Source organism: Streptomyces sp. NRRL F-5122, assembly GCF_001507435.1.
Lineage (GTDB): Bacteria > Actinomycetota > Actinomycetes > Streptomycetales > Streptomycetaceae > Streptomyces > Streptomyces lannensis.
Map to the genome: position 1 here is coordinate 1 of NZ_LMWH01000270.1, position 24,925 is coordinate 24,925.

Below are 24,925 nucleotides of genomic sequence, written 5' to 3' on the forward strand. Positions count from 1 at the left end.
CCACCCGGACAGAATGACGCCCACGCGCCGTCCAACACAGCATCCGGACGGCGCGTCACATCACAACAGGGCAAACGTTGCCTGATGCGGCACTAGGTCGGCGACGGTCTGTGCGGCGGCGTCCTTGCTGGGCAGTGCAGCTCTGCTGGGCCTGGGCGGCTTCCACGGCCGCGGCGGCCATGCTGTCCGCGTCGCGGACGCCTCGATTGCCCAGCCAGGCCGTCAGTCGGGCCAAGCCGCGTCGGCGGAGGGCGGCTGGGGTCTGGTGGCCGGCCAGCGGTACCAGTGCGCCCTTGCGGGCCGAGTAGTCGAAGGCGCGTTCCAGGGCGGGGAACATGCCGGTGAGCACGTCGCGGAGCCGGTTGACGCGGCCAGTTGGGCGGGCACGTCGAGGGTGGCGAAGTCCCGTCGGTGGCGGGCGGTTTCGGCGATGACGTAGGCGTCGCGGGCATCCGTCTTGGCCTTGCCGCGGTAGGCGCCAGCCATGCGATTGACCGTCCGTCCGGGCACGTAGACGGCCCGCTGCCCGTGGGCTGTCAGCAGCCAGGTCCAGGTTGGCATGGTCCATGCCCACACCGTGGTCAGTGTCGAGGTCACCGACACCACCCTGCACCTCTTCGACCAGGGCGGACGCCGCCTGCGGACGGTACCCCCGACCACCAGCAAGGAGGTGACCCGCTTCAAGGCATACGGCACGAAGAACCGCACGAAAGGCTAGGAACCGGAAAGCATCAACCGACATTCAACCGGCAAGCATCTGAAGCTAGGCACGCGGTGATCGCACGGCTAGCACGCGGCTGGCGTACGCCGGGCCGCGCACACGGTGGGCCAGCAACCTGCTGCGGCCCTGAGGAGATGTCAGCCCTTCGTGGTGGCGTCCCCGAACTCATGCGTCGCGAAGTCAGCCACCGGCTGGTAGCCGAGCCGTTGGTAGAGGCCGTTGCTCGTAGGGTTGGCCAGGTCGGTGAAGAGCAGGACCTCCTTGGCCCCCGAGTCGAGCGCGGTCCGGCTGGCTCTGGCGATGGCGCTCCCTGCGTAGCCGCGGCTGCGCAGCGGGGCGGGGGTGTAGACGGTGGTGACGCGGACCTGCCCGGCGACCTCGGGGGAGGCGCTCGCCATGGAGACAGGTGTGCCGTCGGGGGTCTCCCACAGCACGACCCCGCCCTGAGCGAGTCGGCTCTCGGCCCAACTCTCCGGGTCGGGCCGGGTTTCCCCGCCTATGTCCGTGCAGAACTCGTTGTACCACTGTGCGATCAGTTGGCGGTCGTCCGTCACGGCGGCGCGGGCGCGCCCAGGGGACGCGGGCTCAGGCGGGGTGAGGGTGCCGAGCCGGTAGAGGCGCTGGCTCATCGCGAGCCGGGCGGTGGCCTTGGTGCGTCGCTCCCAGGCGGCCGCGAACTCGGCAGCCGCTTCCGACGGACCGAAGACCGACGGGATCGCCCTGCCGTCCTTGACGAGCCGTACCGCCAGTGCGTCAGCCGCCCCGTCGGGGAGAGTGGTGAGCTGGAGTTGGAACGGGGGAGTGCGCATGACGGTGGCGCGCACGGTACCGTCACTACCCACGAGCCGGCCGAAGTAGGGCACGTCCTCGCCGTACGCGGTGATCCCGTTCGTACGCACCATCTCGCCGACCGTCAGCTGGACGGTGTGCAACGCGGGCTCGGACCAGAGGAACCCCCCAGCCCGGTCGAGGAACTCCTCCACGTCCTGCGTGAAGTGCCAGCTGTATGCGTCTGTATCCATGCACCACGATCTCGCGAACACGGCGCTGCCGCACACGATTTACACAGCCCCCTTTGGTCACGGCACCGCCGGCTCCGGGTCGCTCGCCTTGGTGACCGCGAGTTCGGTGCCGAGGGGGAAGTTCGGGGGCCGGGCGGACGCACATCGCGCCAACCGCGAGGGTCCTGGACTGCCGAGCAGACGGGCTTGAAGACGACGAGCGCGTCGGGCCGGACGCCCTTGTGTCCGGCTGGAGATGACCCTCAAGCACATGTTGGGCACTTCAAGCTGTGCTCTCCCGACCGCTCCCGGCCTCGCGAGGCGTACCAGCGGACTTGACTGCCGTCTCACGGAAGGCGCTTGGAGGGTTGATTCCGGCCAGGCCCGCGCGTATAAATAAGCAACTTTCTTTCTTACAGAGGGCTGATGGCGAGATGAGGGCACCGTGACCCGCCGTTATCCAGCAGGTCCGCAGCGGCTGCTGCGGTCGTTGAACGGTCGCGCCGTCCTCGAGGCGATCGACGAGGCGGGCCCGGTCACGACCACCGACCTGGCCGGGCGGATCCCACTGTCCCGGCCCACCGTGGCCGCCGCGGTCGGGCTGCTGCTGGAGCGCGGGGTGATCACCGAGGTCGGCCCGGCGACCGGCCGCAAGGGACCGGCCCCCGCGCAGTACCGGGTGAACGCCGACTGCGCCTTCGGGATCGGCGTGGACGTCGGGCACCGGCGGATCCGCGCCGCGGTCGCCGACGTCACCGGCCGGATCCGGGCGCGGGCGGAGACCGGCCAGCACGGCGAGCGGGGCGCCGACGCCCTCGTCGGACAGGTCCTGGAGATGTGCGCGAACCTCGCCGGGCAAGTCGGCCGGGAGCTGCAGGAGATCACCCAGGTCGTTGCCGGACTGCCCGCCGCGGTCGGCCCCGACGGACGCCGGCTGTCATACGCGGCCGGGCTGCCGGACGCCGGGAAGGGGCTCGGCGAGGCGCTCGGCCGGGCCGTCCCGGTGCCGCTCGTCCTGGAGAACGACGTGAACCTCGCAGCGCTGGCCGAGCGCACCCACGGCCTGGGCACCGAGACCGACGACTTCGTGCTGGTGAGCCTCGGCGTCGGGCTCGGCCTCGGACTGGTCGTGGACGGGCGGGTCCGGCGCGGCGCCACCGGGGTCGCAGGTGAGGCCGGCTACCTGCCCAGCGACCGCATGATCGCACCGGCCGGACAGCGCCGGGACCTCGTGCAGGAACACCTGGGCGCCCGCTACATCAGCGCCGAGGCACGACGGCTGGGCCTGCCCGGTGACGGCAGCCCGCGCGCCGTCTTCGACCTGGCCCGCGCCGGTGATCCCGGCGCGCTGGCGATCGTCGACGACACCGCACGCAGCGTCGCCTACGTGGTGGCCTGCGTCGTCCCCCTCATCGACCCGGCGCTCATCGTGCTGGGCGGCGCCATCGGCGCCAACGGCGATCTGCTGCTCGAGCCGGTCGCCCGTCATCTGGCCGATTTCACCACCTTCCGGCCGCCCATCGTCGCCTCGGGGCTCGGCCAGGACGCTGTGCTCACCGGAGCCACGACCATGTCGGCAAAGCTGGCCCGCGAGGCTGCCTTCGCCGCGGCCACCACTCCCGTGCCGCAGGCTGAGCCATCGACTCTGTCCTGAGAAACATCGCGGCGACGCTGTCTTGCCGGACAGCATCGCCGCTACTGGTCACCGGGCGTTGCCGCGCCCGTCGACCGACGACCGATCCGTCACCCAGGAAATCCCGTCTCCGAGGAAGGACGATCAGTGTTCAAACCTATCACCGGGGCCGCGGCCGCCACGGCCGCCGCAGTCCTGCTGCTGGCAGGCTGCACCTCCACCGGGCCCTCCGACTCCCAGCCCCAATCCGCCATATCCCCAGGCGCCTCGCACACGGCCACCACGGTCACCGTCTGGACGTTCAACCACCTCCCCAACGAGGTCGCCGCGTTCAAGGCGACACTGAACCGCCTGCACACCAAGTACCCCTGGCTTACCGTGAAGTTCGTGCCCAACAAGGACGACGCCGCCTACGCCAAGGCCGTCGCCGCAGGTGACCCGCCCGACGTCTTCATCAGCTCCGTGCCCGACAACGTGGCGAAGTTCTGCTACAACGGCACAGTCGCCGACGTCGGCCCCTACCTGACTTCCGCCAAGATCGACGCAGCGAAAACCTTCCCGGCCGCGACCCTGGCCTACACCCGCTACCAGGGCAAGCAGTGCGCGCTGCCGCTGCTGACCGACGCCTTCGCGCTCTATTACAACAAGCGGATGTTCAAGGCGGCCGGCATCACCGAGCCGCCGAAGACACTCGCCGAACTGACCGCCGACGCCAAGGAACTGACGGTCAAGAACTCTGACGGCTCCATCAAGACCTACGGCTTCGTGCCGCGCTCCGACTACGACGTCAACCGGTACCTCTTCACCGGTGCGCACAGCGGAACCGATTTCTACGCCGGCAACGGGAAGACCACCTTCGCCTCCGACCCCAAGTGGCAGCAGCTGCTCACGTGGGACCAGGAGTTGATCGACTACTACGGCGAGGCGAACGTGCAGAAGTTCGTCGGCCGTTACCAGCCGCACGCCGACGACGCCGGCAACCCGCTGCTGACCAGCGCCGCCGCCATGGAACTCGACGGCGAGTGGCACGTCGGCGAGATCGCCTCGGAGAAGAAGGACTTCGACTACGGCGTGGTACCGATGCCGGTCCTGGACGGATCGTCGGGCACCTACGGCGCAGGCAGCACCCTCGGCACCGTCGCCTACCTGTCGGCCGGCTCGCAGCACAAACAGGAGGCGTTCTTCGCGCTCCAGCAGCTCACCACCGACACCACGTTCCTCAACACCCTCGCAGACACCGTCTACAACGTCCCGACCACGTTCGCCGCGCTCAAGGCCTGGGACAAGCGCGACGACCCGCACTGGAAGCCGTTCGTCGACATCTTCGAGAACAAGCACTCCTCCTACAAGACGCTCACCCCGGCCGGCATCGAGGACCTGGACGCCTGGCGGGCGTTCCTGCTCGACTACGAGCAGGGCAAGGTCAAGGACGTGGCGAGCGGTCTCGCCGAGGTCGGCAAGAAGATCGACGATCTCAACTCCCAGAGCGGGCAGTAGCGATGACGACCCTTCTCGCCCCCGTCGGCGACGCCCCGGGCACGGCGCACCAGCGCACCGCCCGGGGCGGGCGGCGCCGACCGAGCCGGGCCCGCTGGTGGGTCGTACTGGCCTTCCTGACCCCGTTCATCATCGGGTTCTGCGTCTTCGTGCTGTACCCGGTGATCGCCACGCTCTACTACTCGCTCACCGACTTCCAGGCCGGCTCCTACCGGCCGGTCCAGTTCGTCGGACTGCGCAACTACCACGCCCTGTTCACCCAGTCCGACACCTTCTGGGTGTCCGTGCGCAACACCCTGTGGATGGTCGTCGTCATGGTGCCGCTGCGCACCGCCTGGGCCATGTTCACCGCGTGGGTGATCATCCGGGTCAAGCGCGGCCGGGCCGTGTACCGCACACTGTTCTTCCTGCCGTCGATGGTGCCGGTCGTTGCCGCGGCCCTGTCGTTCATCGTTCTGCTCAACCCGGTCGGCCCCCTCAACCGGCTGCTGGACGTCTTCGGCGTCGACGGACCCGGATGGTTCTCCGACCCCGCCTGGTCCAAGCCCAGCCTCGTCCTCATGGCGCTGTGGGCGAGCGGCAACGTGATGGTCATCTTCTCCGCCGCCATGCTCGACGTGCCCCGCGAGCTGTACGAGGCGGCCGAACTCGACGGCGCGGGCACCTGGCAGAAGTTCCGCAGCGTCACCCTCCCGGCGATCTCCCCGGTCATCTTCTTCGCCCTGCTCACCGGGATGATCTACACGTTCCAGTACTTCACCGAGGCGTTCGTCGCCTCCAGCTCCGCGAACGCCACCTCATCCAGCAACGACCTGATCGGCTACCCCGCCAACTCGCTGCTCTTCTACTCGACCGAGCTGTATCGGCAGAGCTTCGGGTACTTCAAGACCGGCTACGCCTCGGCCATGGCCTGGCTGCTGTTCCTCGTCATCTTCGCGGCGACCGTGGTCTTCATCCGCGCATCGCGCCGCTTCGTGCACTACTCGGGTGGTGGCCGATGAGCACTGTTCAACTGACGAAGCAGCGTGCCGGGCGCCGTGCGCTGTACGTGGTTGCCGAGCACGCGCCCGCCATCGCCGTCGCTCTGTGCTTCCTACTGCCGCTGACCGTCTGCGTGCTGACCGCGTTCATGACCCAGCACCAGGCCGGCACCGGCTCCCTGTGGCCCTCACCCTGGGAGTTCGGCAACTTCGGGGAAGTCTTCAAGGCCATGCTGTTCGGCCGAGACCTGCTCAACACCATGCTCTACGCCGGACTCTCCACCGTCGGCGTCGTTGTCTCCTCGGTGCCCGTGGCCTACGCACTGGCCCGGCTGCGCTGGCGCGGCCGGGAGGCGGTCTTCCTGGTCGTCCTGGCCGCAATGATGATCCCAGCCCAGGTCACCAGCCTGCCGCTGTACGTCATGTACGCCCACGTCGGCTGGGTGGGCACGCTCAAGCCGCTCATCGTGCCGTCGTTCTTCGGTGACGCGTTCAGCATCTTCCTGCTGCGCCAGTTCTTCCTTACCATCCCGGACGAATTCACCGAGGCGGCGCGCGTGGACGGTGCGGGCGAACTGCGCATCCTGTGGCGGGTGCTCATCCCGATGGCCCGCCCGGCCATCGCGGCAGTCGGCCTGTTCGCCTTCCTCTACGCGTGGAACGACTTCTACAACCCGCTGCTCTACACGGGCAACAGCGACACCGGACAGACCCTCGCCGTCGCCCTCAGCCAGCTCGCCAAGAACGGACACCAGAACGCCTACCAGCTGCAGATGGCGGCCTCGCTGCTGTTCCTGCTGCCCGTCCTGGTGCTGTTCTTCCTGGCACAGAAGGTCTTCGTCGAGGGCATCGCGCTGACCGGCGTCAAGGGCTGACACCCCACATCTCACCTGGGAGCACGAGTGAAAATCACCGTTGTCGGCGGTGGCAGCACCTACACACCCGAACTTGTCGAAGGCTTCGCCCGGCGCGCCGACGTGCTGCCGGTCGACGAACTCGTCCTGCACGACATCAACGCCGAACGCCTGGACGTCATCGGCGGCCTGGCCCGCCGCATCCTCGCCCGGCACGGCTACCCCGGCCGGTTGACCACCACAACCGACCTGGCCCAAGCGGTGGACGGCGCCGCCGCAGTCCTCGTCCAACTGCGCGTGGGCGGCCAGGCGGCCCGCCTGGTCGACGAGACCCTGCCGAACGACTTCGGCCTGCTCGGCCAGGAGACCACCGGCCCCGGAGGCTTCGCCAAGGCCCTGCGCACCGTGCCGGTGGTACTCGACATCGCCGAGGAGGTACGGCGCCGGGCCCAGCCCGGAGCCTGGATCGTCGACTTCACCAACCCCGTCGGCATCGTCACCCGCGCCCTGCTGGACGCCGGCCACCGCGCCGTCGGCCTGTGCAACGTGGCGATCAAGTTCCAACGGCAGCTGGCCGCCCTGCTGGACACCGACCCCGGCCGGGTACGCCTCGGCCACGCCGGCCTCAACCACCTGTCCTGGATCCGCTCTGTCACCGTGGACGGCCTGGACCGGCTGCCGGACCTGCTGACCGGTAAGACACTCGACGAACTCGCCGCACAAGTCCGGCTCCCCGCAGGCGCACTACGCGACCTCGGCGCCATCCCCTCCTACTACCTCCACTACTTCTACTGCACACAGGAAGAGGTCCGGACCCAACAGGCCGGCGCGCACCGCGCCGAACAGGTCCTCGCCATCGAGAAGGAACTGCTCACGCTCTACGCGGACCCCGCCCTCGACAGCAAACCCGACCTGTTGGAGCAGCGAGGTGGGGCCTACTACAGCGAAGCCGCCGCCGCCCTGGTCACCAGCCTGCTCACCGGCGACGGCGCCCATCACTACGTCAACATCCGCAACGACGGGCTACTGGCCGGCCTGCCGGACGAAGCGGTGGTCGAAGTGGCCGCCGACGTCGACACAGCAGGGCCCCATCCAGTGCCCGTGCCACCACTGCCGCCCGAGATGCTGGGCCTCATCCAAGCAGTCACCGCCTACGAGACCCTCACCGTCAAAGCGGCCCTGACCGGCGACCGCACGGTGGCACGGCGAGCCCTCATGGCCAACCCGCTGGTACGCGAATGGGGTGTCGCCAACGCCCTGCTCGACGCCCTGCTGGAGGCCAACCGCCGCCATCTGCCCCGGTTCTTCGGCAGCGAGGCCGTCGATGCCTGACCTCGTGGTGGGCGTCGACGGCGGGAACTCCAAGACCGACCTCGTCCTCGCGGACACCGAGGGGCGGCTGCTGTCCTGGGTACGCGGCGCGGGCACCCGCCCGCACACAGAGGGCATGGAGGCCACCACCGAACGACTCTCCCGCCTCGGCCGGCAAGCGCTGGCCGAGGCCGGTCTGCCCGAGACCACGCCGGTGACGGCCGGCGCATACTTCCTCGCCAACGTCGACCGGCGGGCCCAGGAACGACTGGCCCAGCGACAGCTGACGCAGCTGGGCGTGGCCGAGCGGACCGTCGTGCACAACGACACCCTCGCCGTCCTACGGGCCGGCGCGCCGGACGGCTGGGGGGTCGCCGTGGTATCCGGCGCCGGCATCAACGCCGCCGCCCTCCATCCGGGCGGCCGCTCGGCCCGGTTCCTCTCCCTCGGGGACATCACCGGGGACTGGGGGGGCGGACTCGCGGTGGCCCGGGCCGGCCTGGGCGCCGCCGTCCGTGCGGGCGACGGGCGGGGACCGGCGACCCGACTGCGCCGGGAACTGCCCGCGCACTTCGGGCTCGACAGCGTAGAAGCCATCGCGCTGGCCGTCAGCGCCGGGGAGATCCAGATCACCGCCTTGCACGGCCTGGCACCGCTGGTCTTCGCAGCCGCCGAGAACGGGGACGCGGTGGCCCGCAGCATCGTGGAACGCCTCGGGGACGAGATCGTCACCATGGTGACCGCCCTGCTGCGCCGACTGCGTCTGCTGCGCACCACGACCCCGGTGATCCTGGGCGGCGGCACCCTCCAGAACGACCAACAACTGCTGCGCGACCACATCGGCGCCCGCCTGGCTGCCGAGGCACCTCTGGCCCTTCCCCGGGTCCTGGACGTGGCACCGGTCGCCGGCGCTACAGCAGAGGCACTGGTAACCGCGGGCGCCCCCGCGGAAGCGCAGGAAAGGCTCCGCGAAACCATCGCCACCCGGAAACCACCAGACGCGTCCGCCGACCGAGCACCTGGCATGGGAGAGTGCTAGGAGGCTGCTGGACGATCCCGGCTCTGGCCCGGTGCGTGGGTGCCGTCCACAGCGACGTGTGGAGGTCACAGCTGAGATCCATGGGCCACCTCGCGGGTGTGGGGGTTCCGGAAACGGCAAAGGCCCCGCGCTGCCGAGAGGCCCCCGGTGCGCGGCCACAGTGATCTGCGAGCAGCAACATGCGGGATGCACAGCGCGTCCAGCAGCAGGGCGCCGTCCGACGGCCGTGGTGCGCGGAGTCGCGTGGCTTCCTGCGCGGCAAGGTCTTGGACGCAGCGGCCGTAGTCGGCGTGTGTCAGAAGGGCCTGGCGGCATGTACGGGGCTCCCGCACTCGGTGCTCGCCGAGGCGGCGGACGTCGGTGGCGATCTCGGAGAGGCCTCCGACGATATGCTCGGTCAGGAGCCGCGCCGCCTGCCCGGGCCAGGTGTGCTGTTCGGACAGTTTGGTGACGCGCAGTGCACGGGCTCGCCCCAGCAGACGGGGATGTCATCCGTGGTCTTGTCGGTGCCGCGCAGGTGTTCGGCACGGCGCCATGCGGAATTGCAGGCGCCGAGGCAGGCCGCGGGCCTGGGCATCAAGGCATCCCTGAAGAGTGCGGGACAGCGGGGCTGACCAGGTGCACGAATCTCCTTTCGGCCGCTTCGGCACCGCCGAGGAAGCCGCCGCCTCGGCCCCTTACAACGGAGCGTCCGTCTGCTGGCGTGCCGGGGTCGAGAAGGCGGCGAACGCAGCGTCCAGCAGTTTGCCGAGGTCCTCTTGGCCGTCGCTCGCACTCCATTGCCCGAGGACGATCCACAAGATTTCGAGCGCCGCCGCTACGCGAACGTTGGCGATGACCGATGACCCGTCGGTCGTGGAGGTTGTCTTCTGCAGTCGGGCGACGATCTCTGGTCGCCACTCAGCCTGCTTCTCGCGGAGGCGTGCGCACAGGGCTGGGGTCTGCTCGATCAGGCCGAGGATCGTCACGAGTTCCTGGACGTCGCGCACGAGGAACCTCACGGCTGACTCCAGGGCGTTGCGCAGCCTGCTCCAGTCGTCCTGGTTGGCCCGCTCGGCATCGAGCGCGTCAGTGATGACGTCACCGACAGGGTCGAAGACGAACAGGACCACGTCTTCCTTGGTGCCGAAGTAGCGCAGGAAGGTGCTCCGCGACACTCCGGCGGCTTCGGAGAGGTCGGTGAAGGTGACCTGGTTGAAGCCGGTGAGGCAGAACCGGTTGAACGCGACGCGGGCCAGCTCTGCTCGCACCGCGTGGCGGCTGATCTCACGGGTACCGACTGGCGCTGTGCTCATGGGGACGAGTGTACTCCGACACACTCGTTTGCTTCTTCGGATACAGGTTTCTAATCTGATACTCAGTGTCAGTCGCGATGCTGAGATTCGCGACGCTGTCCCTAGCCGGCGGCCCGGTCACGGGCCGTCCCTTACCGCGATATGGAGCACCTCATGAGCTACGAAGACCTTCCCGCCCTGACGATCGACGTCTCGGACGGGGTCGCGACGGTGACAATCGATCACCCGCCGCTCAATCTGATGGACGCGGTGCTCCTGCCGTCACTCCGGGCGTTCCTCGCGCGTGTGCGGGACGACGCCGACGTCCGCGTCATTGTCTTCGAGAGCGCTGACCCGGAGTTCTTCGTTGCGCACGGTGACATGGCCTACCTCACCGACCCTGACGCGCTGCCTGCAGCCACTCGCGCTGCGATCGCGGCCGCGCCGGGCTCGACCGTCCCGGAAGGCCTGAACATCCTCCAGGCGATGAGCGAGGAGGTCCGCTCGCTGCCGCAGGTCACCATCGGCAAGCTGGCGGGCTTCGCGCGCGGCGCGGGCAACGAGTTCTTCATGTACCTGGACATGCGATTCGCGGCGATCGGCAAGTCGGGGCAGGGGCAGCCGGAGTCCTTGATGGGGATCCTTCCCGGGGGCGGCGGGACGGTGAACATGACGCGCCTGGCAGGAAGGGCCCGCGCGCTGGAGCTCATCCTCGGTGCCGAACTCGTGGGCGCGGAGCTCGCGGAACGGTACGGCCTGATCAACCGTGCCCTGCCCGCCGCAGAACTCGATTCCTTCGTCGACACCCTGGCCCGGCGGATCGCCGGCCTCCGGCCGGAGGTGATCTCCATCACGAAGGCTGCGGTCGACGCGGTCGCGCAGCCGATTCCGCGTGCGGCGTACGCCGTTGAGAACGAGGGCCTGTTCGCGGCGTTCGGCGATGAGGTCACCGAGCTCGCCCACAAGCTGCTCGCCGCTGGTATCCAGACCCGCGAGGGCGAACGGGACCACGAGCGCATCGCCAACAGCATCTGAGTGCCCAAGCTCTCGCCATCCGTGCGCAGAGGCTCCGCGGGAAGAGTTCCTCAGCCATTGCCCGGCACGCGCGTTGTCGAGTGGCCAGGTCAACCACCCTGGTTCGCCGGGCCTGTCGGGAACACGACCGGCTGAAGCGCCGGAAACAGCGGGCAGGGGAGTGGGCGGCGCAAGTAGCCGTAAGCTCGATAACGCTGTTCGGCCGCGCGTAAAGGCGCGGTTGGGAAGGTAGGTAGCCGAGCGGGCACAGGTCCCGTTGATCATGAAGTTGCTGACGCTCTGTGATCATCGAGGAGGCCTGTGCCTGCGCTTCCATCATGGCTGACCGAGCCGCTCTGGGACCAATTCGCGGTCCTGCTGCCCGAGCGGCCGGAATACCACCCGGACCATCCACTTGGCTGCCACCGCCGACGCATCAGCGACCGGATCATCTTCGACAAGATGCTGCAACTGCTGTGCTTCGGCTGTTCTTACGAGGCGATCGCCGACACAACCTGCTCGGCCGCCACGATCCGCAGCCGCCGCGACGAATGGATACGACTGGGCGTCTTCGCCCGACTCAAGCAGATCGCGCTCGACGCCTACGACCGGATCGTCGGTCTCGTCCTCGACCAGATCGCCGTAGACGGCTCCATCACCAAAGCTCCAGGGGCGGTGAGGTGGCCGGGCGTTCCCCGGTCGACCGCGGCAAACAGGGCCTGAAACGCTCGGGCATGACGGACGGATACGGCATTCCACTGGGTCGCGGCGCAGCCCCGGCGTACGTCGCGGCCGGCATCCCGACATCAGCGGGCGAGACCCGGGCGCGGCGGCTGCGCAGGAACTCCCGCAACTCGATGCGGCGGCGGTCGCGTGACACAGAGGAATCGCCACTAGCCATGGAGCGCACGCTAGTAGGGCTTGATGGGGTCTGCATGCGTCGGCGCTGTACAACCTGGTGAGAGCCGCCTGGGCCAGCCCACTGTAAATCTTCCGTCGCTGGCTGTCCTGGTCTGGTGCTGGTCGCACCGAGGCACTGTCAGTGCCCAGAGCTGCGCTGCCACGCGTGAACGATCTTCTGGGTAAGGTCCTTGATTTACAGCCCACTTGGGTGGCGACGAACACGGATGACATGCAGGAACGAGGCCTCATCATCCGCCAGCAGTTGCCCGATCTGCTTCGAGCTCATGGAGCCCGCCTGGCAGCTGCGCTCGGTATTGCGCTGGACGACTTGGGAGTTGAGGGGCGTGACGGCACGGTCCTCAAGTCGGAGATTCCGTGGGTTCGGGTCTTCGGCGAGCGTAGTCGCCCAGCTCGACCACCGGTTGGTACGTGGTCTACCTGTTCAGTGCCTCTGGCCGGCGGGTCTACCTCTCGTTGAACCAGGGGACCACCAAGCCGTCGAACCGTCAGGTTTAATTTAAGTTTCATCAACCTCTCCTCGGGTGGTCAATCAGCCGATCAGCAGCACCCCGGCGGCCGTTTGCGCCCGATTCCCGCACGTTTCCGGCGGCGCCGATTTTCACGCCCGCGACACCCGCGCGAAATAAAGTGCCCAACTGTATTCACGGTGCATGAAACACCAGGTCAGACGGCTTCCGTGCCCCATATTCGCGACCTAAAGTCTCCTCGCGGGACGCGAGTACTTCGCACTGGTCCTTTCTTTCTCCACCGCAGAGGACAGGAAAGCTGTACATGACGGCAGAACGTTCCATGCCCACCCGTAACCCGCGCACCACCGATTCCTCCCTCGCTGAATCCGCTCCCGCAGGCGGTATGAGCCGGCGGGCCGTGCTCGGCGGCGCCGCCGCCGTGACGGGTGCCGTCGCGGTCTCCGCGGCCGTCGCCACCCCGGCCTCGGCGACCTCCGGCGGCACCGCCGGCGCCGCCTCCCCGAACGCCCGGCTCATCGCCGCCCTCCCGCCGGCCTCCGGCATCAAGAAGCGCTCCCGGCTCGTCGACTACGAAGTGGTCGAGCTCGCCTCGCTGCTGCGGGCCGGCAAGGTCACCGCCACCCAGGTGACCAAGGCGTACCTGGACCGTATCGACCGTTTCAACGGCCCCTTCGAGACCTACGGCGACAACGGCCTCTACAACGCCTTCGTCCGGATCGACCGGGCGGGCGCGCTCGCCGCGGCGGCCGCCGCCGACACGCGGTTCGCCCGCGCCCGGCACACCCACGAGGAACTGCCGCCGCTGCTGGGCATCCCGTTCGGCATCAAGGACTCCGTCGCCGTCAAGGGCCTCGACGCCAAGGACGGCAGCCACGCCTTCGACGGCAACACCGCGCTGCGGGACGCCACCGCGGTGCACCGGCTGCGCGAGGCGGGCGCGGTGATCCTCGGCCACACCGTCGCCTCGGCCTTCTCCGGCTCCATCACCGGCACGTTCGCCGGCAACGCCTGGAACAAGGACTACGTGCCCGGCGGTTCGAGCCAGGGCTCGGGCGTCGCGCCGGTCGCCCGGCTCGCGGCGGCGTGCATCGGCGAGGAGACCGGCGGCTCCATCATGATGCCGTCGGCTGCCAACGGCGCGAGCGGCATCAAGCCGTCGCTGGGCACCACGTCGGTCGCCGGCCTGATGCCACTCTCCCCCGGCTACGACGTGCTCGGCCCCATCTGCCGCTCGGTGCGCGACGCCTCGCTGGTGCTGTCGATCGTCCTCGGCCCCGACGCGGCGAACGACCCGCTGACGCTGTCAGCGCCCGACCCGTTCCCGGCGATGCCGCTGACCGCCCGCAAGGGCCGCCGCCCGCTGGCCGGTGTCACCATCGGTATCCCGCAGACCGACTGGATGCGCACCAGCCGCGGCATCCAGGCCGGCACCTCCCCGCAAGGCACCTACGACGCCGACCACCTGGCCGCCTTCAACCGGCTCAAGCAGCAGCTGACGTCGCTGGGCGCCACGGTCAAGGAGTTCCCGGGCCTGGACGTCACCGACCCGGCCAACGACCCGTACTTCTCCAGCAGCGACGTGCTGGCGACCATCGACGGCTCCAACATCTCCCCGTCGTCGGCGGTGCTCAGCCCCAACCGCTACGAGATCCGCTACTGGGACGCGGTCAAGGACTTCGCTGCCACCCGCCCCGCCGACCAGGCCGCCGCGCTGCTGGCGCAGTACGGCCGCAAGGCGCCCGGCGAGACGTCGGCGTCCTTCGAGTCGGCCACCCGCCTGGGCGGGATGATCCCGGCGTCGGTGCGCGTCGAGGGCGAGAAGCGGCGCCGACAGCTCCAGGCCAACTACCAGGCGGCGCTGGACAAGGCGGGCGTGGACTTCATGCTTGTCTTCTCGCTCGGCGCGCAAATCGGCCTGCGGACCGGCGGCGGCTTCCCGGTCTACCGGGCCTACTACCAGCTGCCCAACGCCCTCGCCTGGCCGATGGTCTCCTTCCCGGTCGGCTACGACAGCACCGTCGGGCTGCCGATCGCCGCGCAGTTCTGGGGCCCGCGGTTCAGCGAGCCGGAGATCGTGCAGGCCGCGATCGACTACCAGGAGCACTTCCCGCAGTACCACAACGCCGCGCCCCCGGACCCGGTCGCCGACACGCCCAAGGTAGCGCCGCGCGTGCTGCGTCCGGTCGAGCCGGCCACGCCGCCGGAGCTGTCCAACGACCCGCTGGTGGCCGAGGAGGCGCTGCGATGAGCTTCCTGACCGTGGGCTGGGAGCCGGTGATCAACGCCGGGCTCCCGCCGCAGCACCCGGGGGACGACGCGTCGCCGGTGGCGACGGTGGGCTGGCTGCCGAAGCTCGGTACCGCCTTCTACCCCTATCCCGACGACGATCCCGAAGCCGAGGAAGAGATGGTACGGCCGTGAGCGCACGAACACGCGTACGCACAGGTACGCGCATACCCAGACCCGTGGTCGCGCTGGCCGCGGCCGGCGCCCTGGTGACGGCGGTGCTCGGCGCCGCGGGACCGGCGTCCGCCGCGTCGCCGGGCACGGAGACGGCCTCCGCCCAGGTGGCGTCCGGCGACGGCTGGACGGTGACGCGCGGCGCCGCCGGCTACACCGTCTCGCTGCGGCTCGGCAGCCCGCTGCCGATACGCGACGACATGCCCGAACTCGTCGCGGACGGGCTCGACCTGGGCCCCGCCGCGGAGTCCGCCGACGGCCGCACGCTGACCGCGACCACCACCGATCCGGCCGTCGCCAAGGCGTCGTCGATCGCGTGGCAGTGGTCCACCGGCGGTTCGAGCACCGCCACCGGCCCCACCTCGCTGCCCTCCGCCGCCGACCAGCTCGCGGCCCAGCGCCGCACCCTGGCCAAGGGCGGCAAGGACGGCCACCCGTCGCCGTACCACCCCGGCGGCAACGGCAACACGCCCGCAGACCCGACGACGGTGGGCCACGGCTCCTACGCCGTCGCCGACTACGACTTCGGCGCGCAGTCCATCGCGCTGGCCGACATCGGCGGGATCCGCGGCGAGTTGGAGGGGCGCATCTACGTCCCCACCGACCACCGCCCGCACCCGCTGGTGATCTTCCTGCACGGCCGGCACAGCTCCTGCTACAACACCACCACGCTCAAGGGCGCCAGCGGCTGGCCCTGCCCGGCCGGCACCGCGCCCATCCTCAGCTACGCCGGTTACGACGGCGCCGGCGAGGCGCTCGCCGCGGCGGGCTACACGGTGGTGTCGATCTCGGCGAACGCGATCAACGCGAACGACAACCAGCGCTCCCCCGACGACGGAGCCGGCACCCGCGGCCAGCTCGTGCTGGACACGCTGACGATGCTCAAGGCGGTCAACGCCGGCCACTCCGTCAGCTACCACGACGACGTCACGGGCCAGGACGTCGACTTCGACCAGGCGCTGGCGGCGGGACGCTCGACGTACCCCGAAGGCACGATGACCGCACGGCAGTTCGCCGGCTCGTTGGACTTCAACAGCATCGGGCTGATGGGCCACTCGCGCGGCGGCGAGGGCGTGGTCACCGCGGCCACGCTCAACGAGGGCCTGCCGCACCCGTGGGCCATCAAGTCGGTCTTCGCGCTCGCGCCGATCGACTTCACCCGCGTCACGCTGCCGGACGTCATCACCACCACGCTGCTGCCGTACTGCGATGGCGACGTGTCCGACCAGCAGGGCCAGCACTTCTACGCCGACTCGCGCGACGGTACGTTCGCCGACGACGTGCAGCGGTCCGACATCTGGGTGATGGGCACCGACCACGACTTCTACAACACCTCGTGGACACCGCCGTATCCGGGCGCATCCGACGACTGGTCGCAGGCCGACGACCCGGTGTGCGGCACCAGCGCCACGGCGCTGGCCTCGGGCCAGAACATCCGGCTGACGGCCGCGCAGCAGTACCAGGTCGGATCCGCCTACATCGCCAGCTTCTTCGAGTCCTCGCTGGGCCACCAGGCCGCCTTCCAGGGCATGTTCGACGGTTCGGGCACCGAACCGCCGTCCGTGGCGGGCTACGCGGACGTCCGTACGGTCGCGCAGCAGCCGGCCTCCACCCGCAGCGACATCACGACCTTTCAGTCCGCCTCACCGCAGGTCACCGCCACCGGTGACGTCACGGCGACGGTGTGCGCGAACAAGTACGGGCGCACGGTGCCGGAGCCGCTGCCGGACTGCACCCTCCCGGGTAGCACGCTGACCAACCAGCAAGTGCCGTACTGGACCCCGGCGAACTACGCGCCCAACGTGCCGCTCAACCCGATGACGCACGTGACGTGGACCGGGGCCGGCGGCGGGGTCGCCGTCTCCGTGCCGGCCCGTCAGCGGGACGTGTCACGCTACGACGAGATGACCTTCGACATGTCACCGGACGAGAGCGTCGCCTCGGCCACCGACATGACGCTCACCGTCACCGACACGTCGGGCCGGCACTTGAGCCAGCCGGTCTCCGCCCTCAACCCGTGGGCGGTCACCCGGATGCCGGCCAGCACGTCCAACAGGCTGGGCAAGATCGTGCTCCAGCAGGTGCACGTCCCGACCTCCACGCTGCGCCGCGCGGGCCTCGACCTGCACCGGCTGGCGTCTGTCCGCTTCACGCCCGTCGGGGCGGCCGGCGGCACGTACCTGTCGGACCTGTCCTTCGACACCCCGTCGATGGGCACCCCGCACTCCCACTCCCGCCCCACGGTGAACGTCGACTCGATGTCGGCGGAGGAGGGTTCGGGTTCGTCCCCGGCAAAGGTCGCGGTCTACCTGTCCCGGCCGAGCACGGTCCCGGTCACGACCTACCTGACCGTGCTGGGCGCCACGACCGGCGCGCTGGGCCCGGTGATGTCCCAGGTCACCTTCCATCCGGGCAGCACCTGTGTGGCGGTGCCGTTCCCCATCACCGGCGACACCCTCCCCGGCGCCGCCCCGAGCACCGCCTTCAAGACGGCGGTCTCCGTCTCGACCAACGCGGTCCTCGGCGCGAACGACTTCGCGACGATCACCGTCCGCGAGGACGACGGCACGACCGGCACGACTCCGCCGATCCCTCCGGTGGGCCCGCAGGGTGACGTCTGCGCCCCCCACCGCATCCCGACCCATCACTGAGCCACTGACCCACTGACCTTCTGCCCCTACGACACCGACGCCGCCCCGCCCACCCGGCGGGGCGGCGTCCCGTCATTTTTTGGTCGCGCCGGCCAGCATGCCGGAGACCAGGGTGCGCTGGGAGAAGAGGAATGAGGACGAGCGCGGGGAGAATGGCGACGGCGTTCGCCAACGAGAGTTCGGGGATGGTGATGTTCAGGCCCGCGCTGGCGACCGGGTTGAAGGAGGGGGTGGAGGACAGCAGTTGGTTCATTCTCTCAAGACCTGGTTGCCGTGCACAGGTTGAATCCTTAGCCTGCTGGAACCGGCCGATCGGCTTCCCCTAGGTGGGCCCCGTGAGCCCCCTCCGGCGGCGAGGCTGCAGTTCAAAGGTGATCTGAGGAGCCCTCGGCTGCTCGACTGGGCCAAGACCGCGCGTAGGGGGGCGCCAGAGCGAGCCGTAGATTCTGTGTATTGGGCCACTGGGGCCGGTACGGGAAGCCCTCTGTTCTCCCAGGCGTCCCCCGACAACGTCCGGCGGGCGAAAACCCGCAGGTGATGGACGGTGGGGGCAGCCCGCTGTAAAACTGCCGGCCACCCTTGCGAGGCTGGGAGTGTCGACCTGTTGAAGAGATTGGGTCGACTGGCAGCGTGATCCCCGTACCGTTGCCACGCCAAGGCGTCGTAGTGGGGGAGGCCATGGCGGGCGGGCCTAGAGTGGCTGATCCTTGACGCGTCCAACCTCGGTTGGTGCTGTGGTGCCCGCAGGTACAACAGACAGCGAGCGCCGGTGTCCGGTGCACCGGCCGCCGAGTGCTTGTTCTCCTCTAGGGGGCGAGGCCCGGATCACCAACACGCGGTGCATGGACGACGTGGTGAACCAGCTGCCGGCGGTGGACTCCGACGTCCGCGACGAGGACGTGGCCCGCCTCTCCCCGTTCGTCCGGCACCACACCAACATGCTCGGCCGGTACCCCTTCCAGCTCCCCGACCGGCCCACGGCCTGCGTCCGCTTCACGACCAGGACGCGACCGACGAGAAGTGACAGGCCATGACCCGCACGGCCGGACAGGCCTCCCGGGGTATGACCAGGGGGAACGTTCGGCGGTGCAGCCGACGCGACCGCCTGCTGCCCGAGGTCAGCAGGTTGTCGCGCCGGTACTGCTCGGCGGCCTGCCGAGTCGGACGATGCTGCGAAGGCGGTGGTCGCCCGCGTTCTGATCGACGGAAGCCACTCAGCGCAGTACGGCCGACAGCAAGTCGGTGCCCAACGCCGCCAGATCGGGCAGATTGAGGGTGTAGCGGACGTAGCGACCGTGTCGCCGAGCCGTGAGTAGGCCCGCGCGGCGCAGGACGGCAAGGTGGCGGGACACCTCCGGGGGTGAGAGTTCCCAGAAGTGGGCCAGCTCGGCGGTGGTGTGCGGGCCGCGGGCCAAAGTGCGCAGCAGCCGTAGCCGTATCGGATGCGCGAGCGCCTCCAGCCGGAGGGTGACCGTCTCCAAAGAGACCGGCTCAGTTGGACCCGGCTCGGCGACGGGATACTGCACCACCGGATGCCACCTGGGCGCGTGGACCGCCACCAGGTGCGGGCGGCCGAAGACGCTGGGGATGAAAGTGACCCCGGCGCCACGGGCGGCGGTCGCCTTGTCCTGCACCTTGTCCACGATGATGCAGTCGCCGTCCGGTGCCAGGGTGACCGCGCCGGAGACCGAGGCGAGTGCCGCCCCGACGCCCTGGCGCCTGAGCAGTTCGTTCTTCAGCCGCAGATCGGTTGCGAGCTGCACCGCGACGCCCGCCCAGGCGCCGTCGAAGAAGGCTCCGGCGCATTCTTCGAGGGTGTCGCGCACTCGCGCCCGCACCGTGGCCGGGTCCGCGAGCAGCCGTTCCGCGAAGGCCTCCTGCAGCGCGCCGCGGGCCTGTGCCACGTCCAGGGCCCGCTCGCGCGCAGCCGTGTCGGTGAGCGGCGACGCCCCGGCGAAATGGACCCGGTTGCTGCCGCACGTGGTGACGAGCGCTGCGGTCACATACGTCTCGTCGTCGATCCGGTCCACGTCGTCCAACTCCTCGGCGAGGGTCGGCCGGGGTCGCGCGGGGATCAGGAAGTCGGCCTGTGAGGAACGCCAGAGGAACTCCGCCTCCCTGAGCCGCTCGGCCAGCTCGGGCCGCAGCCCGGCCCAGACGTCCTCGGCCCAGTCGGCGAACTGCGGATGGTGACCGGGTTCGGCCAGCACGTGCAGCATCGCGGTCAGCTCGGCCAGCGGGGAGGCGGCGAACCGCACTCGCTCGGACGGCAGACCGCTGATGTCGATCCTCAGCGTCATCCCCCCATCATCACCGCCCGGACAACCCGGCGACGGCGTCGATTGACGATGTGCGTCAACCGACGTGCCCTGCCCCAGCGGCCGAACGCACCGTCTGACGCCATGGCAACCATCACCAGAATCCAGCCCAGCGCCCTCGTCCGCGCCTCAGGAGGCCCCCGATATGTCGTCGCCCTGGCCGTGGACGCGCTAGGCACCGGCCTGCTGCGGCCCTTTCTCCTGCTCTACGGCGTGACGGTCCTGAGGCTGTCCGCTCCGGTCACCGGCACCGCCATGACGGTCGGCATCGTCGCGGGTCTGGTGTGCATGCCCGCAGTGGGTCGATGGCTGGACCGCGGGTCACGCAGCACGGTCGTGGCGGCGTCGATGCTGGTGCGCGTGCTGGGCGTGGCCCTGCTGCTGGCCGCCCCAGAGGGGCACGTCTGGCTTTTCGCGACGGCATCGCTCTTCCTGGGCATCGGCAACCAGGCATGGCCGGCCGCCCACGCCGCGCTCGTGGCTACGGTCGCCCACGGCCGAGAACGCGACACCGCCCTCGCAGGTGCTCGCGCCCTGCGCAACGCCGCCCTGGGCGTCGGAGCACTCCTTGCCACCGTATGCATGGCGGGCGGCACCACCGCCCTGCGGGCGCTGGCAGCTGTCACTGCGCTCTCCTACCTTGCCGCAGCCGCCTTGACATGGTCGGTCCACGTGCACGCACAGCTAGCGGAGCCCGCCCCGGCCAAGGACCGAGACGACGCGCCCGCACCCCGGATGCTCGCGCTCCTTGTTGCCAACGTGATCTATGTGTTCTGCCTCAACGTCCCCGAGATCGCGCTCCCTTTGGTCCTGGTGACGCAGCTCCACGCGTCCCCGGTGTGGCCGGCAACCGTCTTCGTGGCCAACACGGCGCTGGTTGTCACCTTGCAAGTGCCGGTCACCGTTCTCATGTCCCGCTTCTCCCGACGGACCGTGCTGGCCCTCTCCGGTGTGGTGCTGGCCGCGTCCTACCTCGGCTTCCTCGCGGCCACCTCACTGGGACACAGCTGGGCTACCCCGGCCGTCGCCGCGGTGTCCGTGCTCTGCACGATCGGCGAGATCATCTACGCCGGCAGCGCCACCGCGCTCGTCACCGCACTCGTCCCGGCCCCTGTCCTGGGACGCGCCCTCGCTCGCTTCCAGCTCTCCACGGGCTTCGGCCTCGCCGTCTCCCCGGCGGTCATCACCACCCTCGCACCTCACGGCCCGGCCGCCCTCTGGGGCAGCCTCGCCGCCGCGACACTCCTCTCCGCCTCTGCCGTTGCCACCGAGAAGGATCAAGCAACGCGGCTCAGCGGTTGCCGCCCCCGGGAGCGAGCAGGCCTGTGAGCTCGGCAATCGCATATGGTGACGGTTCGAAGTAGCGACGATGTTTTCCACTTCCTTGTGCCGTGACTTTGCCGTCAGCACCACTAGTGTCCTGCGCCAGTAGTTGATCGTTAGTAAGTGTGTGACTTCTGCTGCTGGTGCGTCAGTTCCCCGTCGGGGCCCGAAGCTGGAACCGTTGCTGCTGTCTGATGATGAGCGGGCGGTGTTGGAAAGATGGACGCGTCGGGCGACATCGGCCCAGGCTCTGGCCCTGCGGGCGCGGATTGTGCTGGCCTGCGCGGGGCCGGAGGTGCCGGCGATCGTGGCGGTCGCCCGGGATCTGCAGGTGACCGCGGACACGGTACGCAAGTGGCGGCGGCGTTTCCTCGCCGAGCGGCTGGACGGGCTCGCCGATGAGCCCCGGCCGGGCCGGCCTCCCACCATCAGCGTCGATCAAGTGGAGGCGGTGGTGGTCACCACGCTGGAACAGGTGCCGAAGAACGCCACCCACTGGTCGCGGAAGTCGATGGCCGAGCACAGTGGTCTGTCGAAGTCCACGGTCGGCCGGATCTGGCGGCAGTTCCAGCTCAAGCCGCACCTGGCGGACACCTTCAAACTTTCGACGGACCCGTTGTTCGTGGAGAAGGTCTACGACGTCGTCGGCCTGTACTTCAACCCTCCCGAGGGTGCGGTAGTGCTGTCGGTGGACGAGAAGTCGCAGATCCAGGCCCTGGACCGGTCCCAGCCAGTGCTTCCGATCATGCCGGGCATGCCGAGCGGCGCACCCACGACTACGTCCGCAACGGCCTCACCACCCTGTTTGCCGCGTTCGACGTCGCCACCGGACAGGTCATCTCTGCCTTGCACCGCCGGCACCGGGCCGCGGAGTTCAAGAAGTTCCTGATCCGGTTCGACAAGGAGGTACCCGCGCACCTGCAGATCCACCTGATCGTGGACAACTACGGCACCCACAAAACCCCTGCGATCAAGGCCTGGCTGGCCAAACACCCGCGATTCGAGCTCCACTTCACCCCGACCGGCTCCTCGTGGATCAATCAGGTCGAGCGGTGGTTCGGTTACCTGGCCCACCAGATGATCCGCCGCGGCGCACACAAGAACATCCAGACCCTGGAAGCCGACATCTGGGCATGGGTCAAAGACTGGAACAAAGACCCCAAGCCGTTCATCTGGACCAAGACAGCAGAAGAGATCCTCGACTCCCTCGCCCGCCTCTGCCGACGGATCTCTGGCGCAGGACACTAGGAGCTCGACTGGCGCTGTGTCCAACATCGCCGGTTCATGTGCTCAACGATCTCCTGCGCGCACGCGCGGCTTCCCTCCGATAGCTCCACAGTGCCCTGCAACGGTGTTGCAGGGCACTGCCGTAATCGCAGAATCTGTGCTTCTGGGCACACGTGCGTAGCAGGTCCACTGCACAGGGCTCCGGTCGTGCGCAGGTTCGGCTACTTACGCGGGGGCGTGGGCCAGGGCGTTCCGTTCGCAGCAGCGTCGAGGAGATCACCTAGGCGGAGCCATGCCGTGGGCCCCGCATAGCTGGCCGGGCTCGTTGCAAACCGTTGCCATGCCTCGGAGCTGTTGCCAAGAGCGGTGCGTACGACCGAGGTAACCGCTGGGTGCGCTGTTTGCCCGTGAGGCCCTCTGGCCTTGAGAGCCGTCCAGGCAGGCAGGACGCGGATCAGCTCGGTCTCGGTAGCGGGTAGGTTCAGCACGGCGTCGACCCACGCCTCCCGCAGGTTCGGTCCACCGCCCAGGAGTTGGCGCAGATTCTGCGTGAGGGCCAGCAGCGCGCGCTGCGGGTCCGAGTGGCGTGTCAGTATGTCCGCGAAGGACAGGTCGCGGTGGTACGCACGGGAGGCGAAGGCCAGCAGGGCCCTCTCCACGAGGCTGTCATCGCCCGGGTGCCGCCGCAGGTAGTCATCGAGGACAGTGTCCGGAGCTCCCGCGAGGTCGCGAACGGTGACCTGGTCCGGCCGGCCGAGGGAGGCGGTGCGCGCCGGCCCGGGATCCGTGAGCGTTTCTGCGGTCATCCGCTCGATGGTGTCGAGGAGTTCACGCGCCTGCTGGACGTCTGAGTCCAGCCCGTACTTGCCGTAGTCCCGGCGCCCCGCCAGCCCACGTCTCGCCTCACGGCAGATCATGCGCGCCTTCTCCTTCACCTCCGGGGTCACCACCGGCAGGTGCTGCAGCAGGTCGCGCACCCAGCGCAAGTCTTTCGCCGAGCGAATCGGTGCTTCCCGATCGGGTTCCCACAGCTCTAGAGCCACTGCCGCATGCTTGGCGAACTTCTGGGCCAGGAAGGCCAACTGGTCCTGAGAGGCTCGCCAAACGTGAGGGCGTCCGTACTTCTGCGCCTGATCGGGATTGAGGATGTACCGCCACCTGCCTTCCGCAGCAGACGCGATGCGGGATATGGCAATCCGACAGCCGAAACGCAGACCGTACTCGTCGTCCGACAGAATTCGGTCGATGCGCTTGCGCTGCTCAGGGATGAGTTCCGCCAGATCATTCGCGAAGTGCTCCTTCACCGATTCCTCTGTTGCCCCGTCCCGGCGCATGCGGCACATCTGGGTGGTGAGCACGGCGTGCGGGAAGGAGGCGAGGTCGTCCTTGGCGACCTCCGCGAGGAGTTCTGGCTCAACGTCCCAGGGGATGCTGCCGAGCAGGTGCTCTCGGATGACGTGGCTGGCGTCTTTGTCGTCGGACCACTCGACGAGGAGCCGGTGGTGTTCCGAATGCGTGGTCACGACCTGCTTCCACATGGTGTGCCAGGCCCGCTCGGCAGCATCCTGCCTCTCCAGCCACGTCGACGTCGCCTCACCCTCTTTCTCGTCGACGAGTGGATAGGACGGCAGTAGATCGACAGCCGCAGTGATGACGGTGCTGTGCAGTCGGTGCTGTCGCACTACCAGTTGGGCATCCGTCGGGGTTTCCAGCAAGTCGACAGTCATGCGCTGCGGAACCGGTGCCCGTTCGCGGAGCGCCTCCGCGACGGGGTCAGCTACCATGCCGCCAGCCTCTGCCGAGCCGAGGCGGCCGAGCTGGACGGCAGTACAGCGGCGCAGCGATTCGCGCCGCAACTGCGGTGTGCAGGAGGAGTGGGAGAGAGCCAGCAGGGCCAGATCCATGGACGGTCCGTAGAACGGATCTGACTGCGGCGGCTTCCTCGCCAGGTCGCTGTCGACCGCGGCTTCCAGCAGCCACGACGGAGCAGAGCTGCCGCAGGGGCCGCGCAACAGCGCTTCAAGCAGCTCCCGTCGCTCCTGCCCGTCTTTCATCGACTGGGCGTGCTCGGCGGCCATCCGCGAGGGTGGATCATCTGCTCCACTGTCGGCGACGAGCGCGCACAGGAAGTTCAGGGGAAGACTGGGGATGGCTCCACCGCTGTCCATGAGGCTCCGATTCGTGTCGAGGGCTCGCCTGAGTGCTCGTCCGAGTCCCTGCCCGGGTGG

17 protein-coding genes and 6 pseudogenes are annotated in these 24,925 nt (G+C 69.1%); 16 read left to right on the plus strand and 7 right to left on the minus strand.

The window, feature by feature from the left end; genetic code table 11:
- Positions 1–244 precede the first annotated feature (244 nt).
- Positions 245–516, minus strand: a pseudogene (locus tag ADL25_RS51075) (IS110 family transposase); the annotation flags it as partial.
- Positions 517–559: 43 nt separating this feature from the next.
- Here ADL25_RS51075 and ADL25_RS49385 point away from each other — a divergent pair.
- The gene (locus ADL25_RS49385; protein WP_159045086.1) at positions 560–718 is read left to right on the plus strand and encodes a hypothetical protein; all 159 of its coding nucleotides are present in this window, start codon (positions 560–562) and stop codon (positions 716–718) included.
- Between the two features lie 140 nt (positions 719–858).
- On the opposite strand, the gene ADL25_RS37315 is transcribed toward ADL25_RS49385, so the two are convergent.
- The gene (locus ADL25_RS37315) at positions 859–1,743 is read right to left on the minus strand and encodes a GNAT family N-acetyltransferase (RefSeq protein ID WP_059132368.1); all 885 of its coding nucleotides are present in this window, start codon (positions 1,741–1,743) and stop codon (positions 859–861) included.
- 424 nt (positions 1,744–2,167) lie between these two features.
- On the opposite strand from ADL25_RS37315, the gene ADL25_RS37320 reads away from it, so the two are divergent.
- The 6 genes from ADL25_RS37320 (at position 2,168) to ADL25_RS37345 (ending at position 9,036) form a co-directional block, all read left to right on the plus strand.
- Positions 2,168–3,376 carry an ROK family transcriptional regulator gene (locus ADL25_RS37320; RefSeq protein ID WP_059132369.1) on the plus strand — a complete coding sequence of 403 codons (1,209 nt, stop codon included), beginning with the start codon at positions 2,168–2,170 and terminating at the stop codon, positions 3,374–3,376.
- Positions 3,377–3,502: 126 nt separating this feature from the next.
- Complete coding sequence (locus ADL25_RS37325) at positions 3,503–4,852, plus strand: ABC transporter substrate-binding protein (RefSeq protein WP_059132370.1); 1,350 nt, start codon at positions 3,503–3,505, stop codon at positions 4,850–4,852.
- A gap of 2 nt (positions 4,853–4,854) precedes the next feature.
- A complete protein-coding gene (locus ADL25_RS37330) occupies positions 4,855–5,853 on the plus strand; it encodes a carbohydrate ABC transporter permease (protein WP_059132371.1) in 999 nt (332 codons plus the stop codon).
- Positions 5,850–6,707, plus strand: coding sequence for a carbohydrate ABC transporter permease (locus tag ADL25_RS37335; protein ID WP_059132372.1), 858 nt, complete (start codon positions 5,850–5,852; stop codon positions 6,705–6,707). The genes ADL25_RS37330 and ADL25_RS37335 overlap by 4 nt, the downstream gene beginning before the upstream one ends.
- A 27-nt stretch (positions 6,708–6,734) precedes the next feature.
- Positions 6,735–8,018 carry a 6-phospho-beta-glucosidase gene (locus tag ADL25_RS37340; RefSeq protein ID WP_059132373.1) on the plus strand — a complete coding sequence of 428 codons (1,284 nt, stop codon included), beginning with the start codon at positions 6,735–6,737 and terminating at the stop codon, positions 8,016–8,018.
- Positions 8,011–9,036, plus strand: coding sequence for an N-acetylglucosamine kinase (locus tag ADL25_RS37345; protein WP_059132374.1), 1,026 nt, complete (start codon positions 8,011–8,013; stop codon positions 9,034–9,036). Before ADL25_RS37340 ends, ADL25_RS37345 begins: the two co-directional genes overlap by 8 nt.
- Positions 9,037–9,713: 677 nt before the next feature.
- Here ADL25_RS37345 and ADL25_RS37355 read toward each other — a convergent pair.
- Positions 9,714–10,331 carry a TetR/AcrR family transcriptional regulator gene (locus tag ADL25_RS37355; RefSeq protein ID WP_059132376.1) on the minus strand — a complete coding sequence of 206 codons (618 nt, stop codon included), beginning with the start codon at positions 10,329–10,331 and terminating at the stop codon, positions 9,714–9,716.
- Positions 10,332–10,484: 153 nt separating this feature from the next.
- Between ADL25_RS37355 and ADL25_RS37360 the strand changes: the two genes are divergently transcribed.
- Positions 10,485–11,345, plus strand: a complete 861-nt coding sequence (locus ADL25_RS37360; RefSeq protein WP_059132377.1) for an enoyl-CoA hydratase/isomerase family protein — start codon at positions 10,485–10,487, stop codon at positions 11,343–11,345.
- A 300-nt stretch (positions 11,346–11,645) separates the two neighbouring features.
- Positions 11,646–12,088 (plus strand): annotated as a pseudogene (locus ADL25_RS37365) (transposase); the annotation flags it as partial.
- Here the strand turns inward: ADL25_RS37365 and ADL25_RS51080 are convergent.
- Positions 12,081–12,225, minus strand: a pseudogene (locus ADL25_RS51080) (transcriptional regulator); the annotation flags it as partial. The pseudogenes ADL25_RS37365 and ADL25_RS51080 overlap by 8 nt on opposite strands.
- Positions 12,226–12,656: 431 nt before the next feature.
- On the opposite strand from ADL25_RS51080, the gene ADL25_RS52395 reads away from it, so the two are divergent.
- The 4 genes from ADL25_RS52395 (at position 12,657) to ADL25_RS37375 (ending at position 17,829) form a co-directional block, all read left to right on the plus strand.
- Complete coding sequence (locus ADL25_RS52395; RefSeq protein ID WP_079050847.1) at positions 12,657–12,743, plus strand: MrcB family domain-containing protein; 87 nt, start codon at positions 12,657–12,659, stop codon at positions 12,741–12,743.
- A 276-nt stretch (positions 12,744–13,019) separates the two neighbouring features.
- Complete coding sequence (locus tag ADL25_RS37370) at positions 13,020–14,966, plus strand: amidase (RefSeq protein WP_159045087.1); 1,947 nt, start codon at positions 13,020–13,022, stop codon at positions 14,964–14,966.
- Positions 14,963–15,139: a hypothetical protein gene (locus ADL25_RS49390; RefSeq protein WP_159045088.1), complete on the plus strand. Its 177-nt coding sequence runs from the start codon at positions 14,963–14,965 to the stop codon at positions 15,137–15,139. The genes ADL25_RS37370 and ADL25_RS49390 overlap by 4 nt, the downstream gene beginning before the upstream one ends.
- The gene (locus ADL25_RS37375) at positions 15,136–17,829 is read left to right on the plus strand and encodes a hypothetical protein (RefSeq protein ID WP_159045089.1); all 2,694 of its coding nucleotides are present in this window, start codon (positions 15,136–15,138) and stop codon (positions 17,827–17,829) included. Before ADL25_RS49390 ends, ADL25_RS37375 begins: the two co-directional genes overlap by 4 nt.
- Positions 17,830–17,901: 72 nt before the next feature.
- On the opposite strand, the pseudogene ADL25_RS51990 reads toward ADL25_RS37375, so the two are convergent.
- Positions 17,902–18,082: pseudogene (locus ADL25_RS51990) on the minus strand (carbohydrate ABC transporter permease); the annotation flags it as partial.
- 577 nt (positions 18,083–18,659) lie between these two features.
- Between ADL25_RS51990 and ADL25_RS37380 the strand changes: the two are divergent.
- A pseudogene (locus ADL25_RS37380) lies at positions 18,660–18,853 on the plus strand (Tn3 family transposase); the annotation flags it as partial.
- A 190-nt stretch (positions 18,854–19,043) separates the two neighbouring features.
- Here the strand turns inward: ADL25_RS37380 and ADL25_RS37385 are convergent.
- Entirely contained in the window at positions 19,044–20,129 is a 1,086-nt protein-coding gene (locus tag ADL25_RS37385; RefSeq protein WP_059132379.1) for a DUF5937 family protein, read from the minus strand.
- Positions 20,130–20,231: 102 nt separating this feature from the next.
- Between ADL25_RS37385 and ADL25_RS37390 the strand changes: the two genes are divergently transcribed.
- Positions 20,232–21,476 carry an MFS transporter gene (locus tag ADL25_RS37390; RefSeq protein ID WP_059132380.1) on the plus strand — a complete coding sequence of 415 codons (1,245 nt, stop codon included), beginning with the start codon at positions 20,232–20,234 and terminating at the stop codon, positions 21,474–21,476.
- Between the two features lie 121 nt (positions 21,477–21,597).
- A pseudogene (locus ADL25_RS37395) lies at positions 21,598–22,718 on the plus strand (IS630 family transposase).
- Positions 22,719–22,918: 200 nt separating this feature from the next.
- On the opposite strand, the gene ADL25_RS37400 reads toward ADL25_RS37395, so the two are convergent.
- Positions 22,919–24,865, minus strand: a complete 1,947-nt coding sequence (locus tag ADL25_RS37400) for a hypothetical protein (RefSeq protein WP_159045090.1) — start codon at positions 24,863–24,865, stop codon at positions 22,919–22,921.
- Positions 24,866–24,925: the final 60 nt, after the last annotated feature.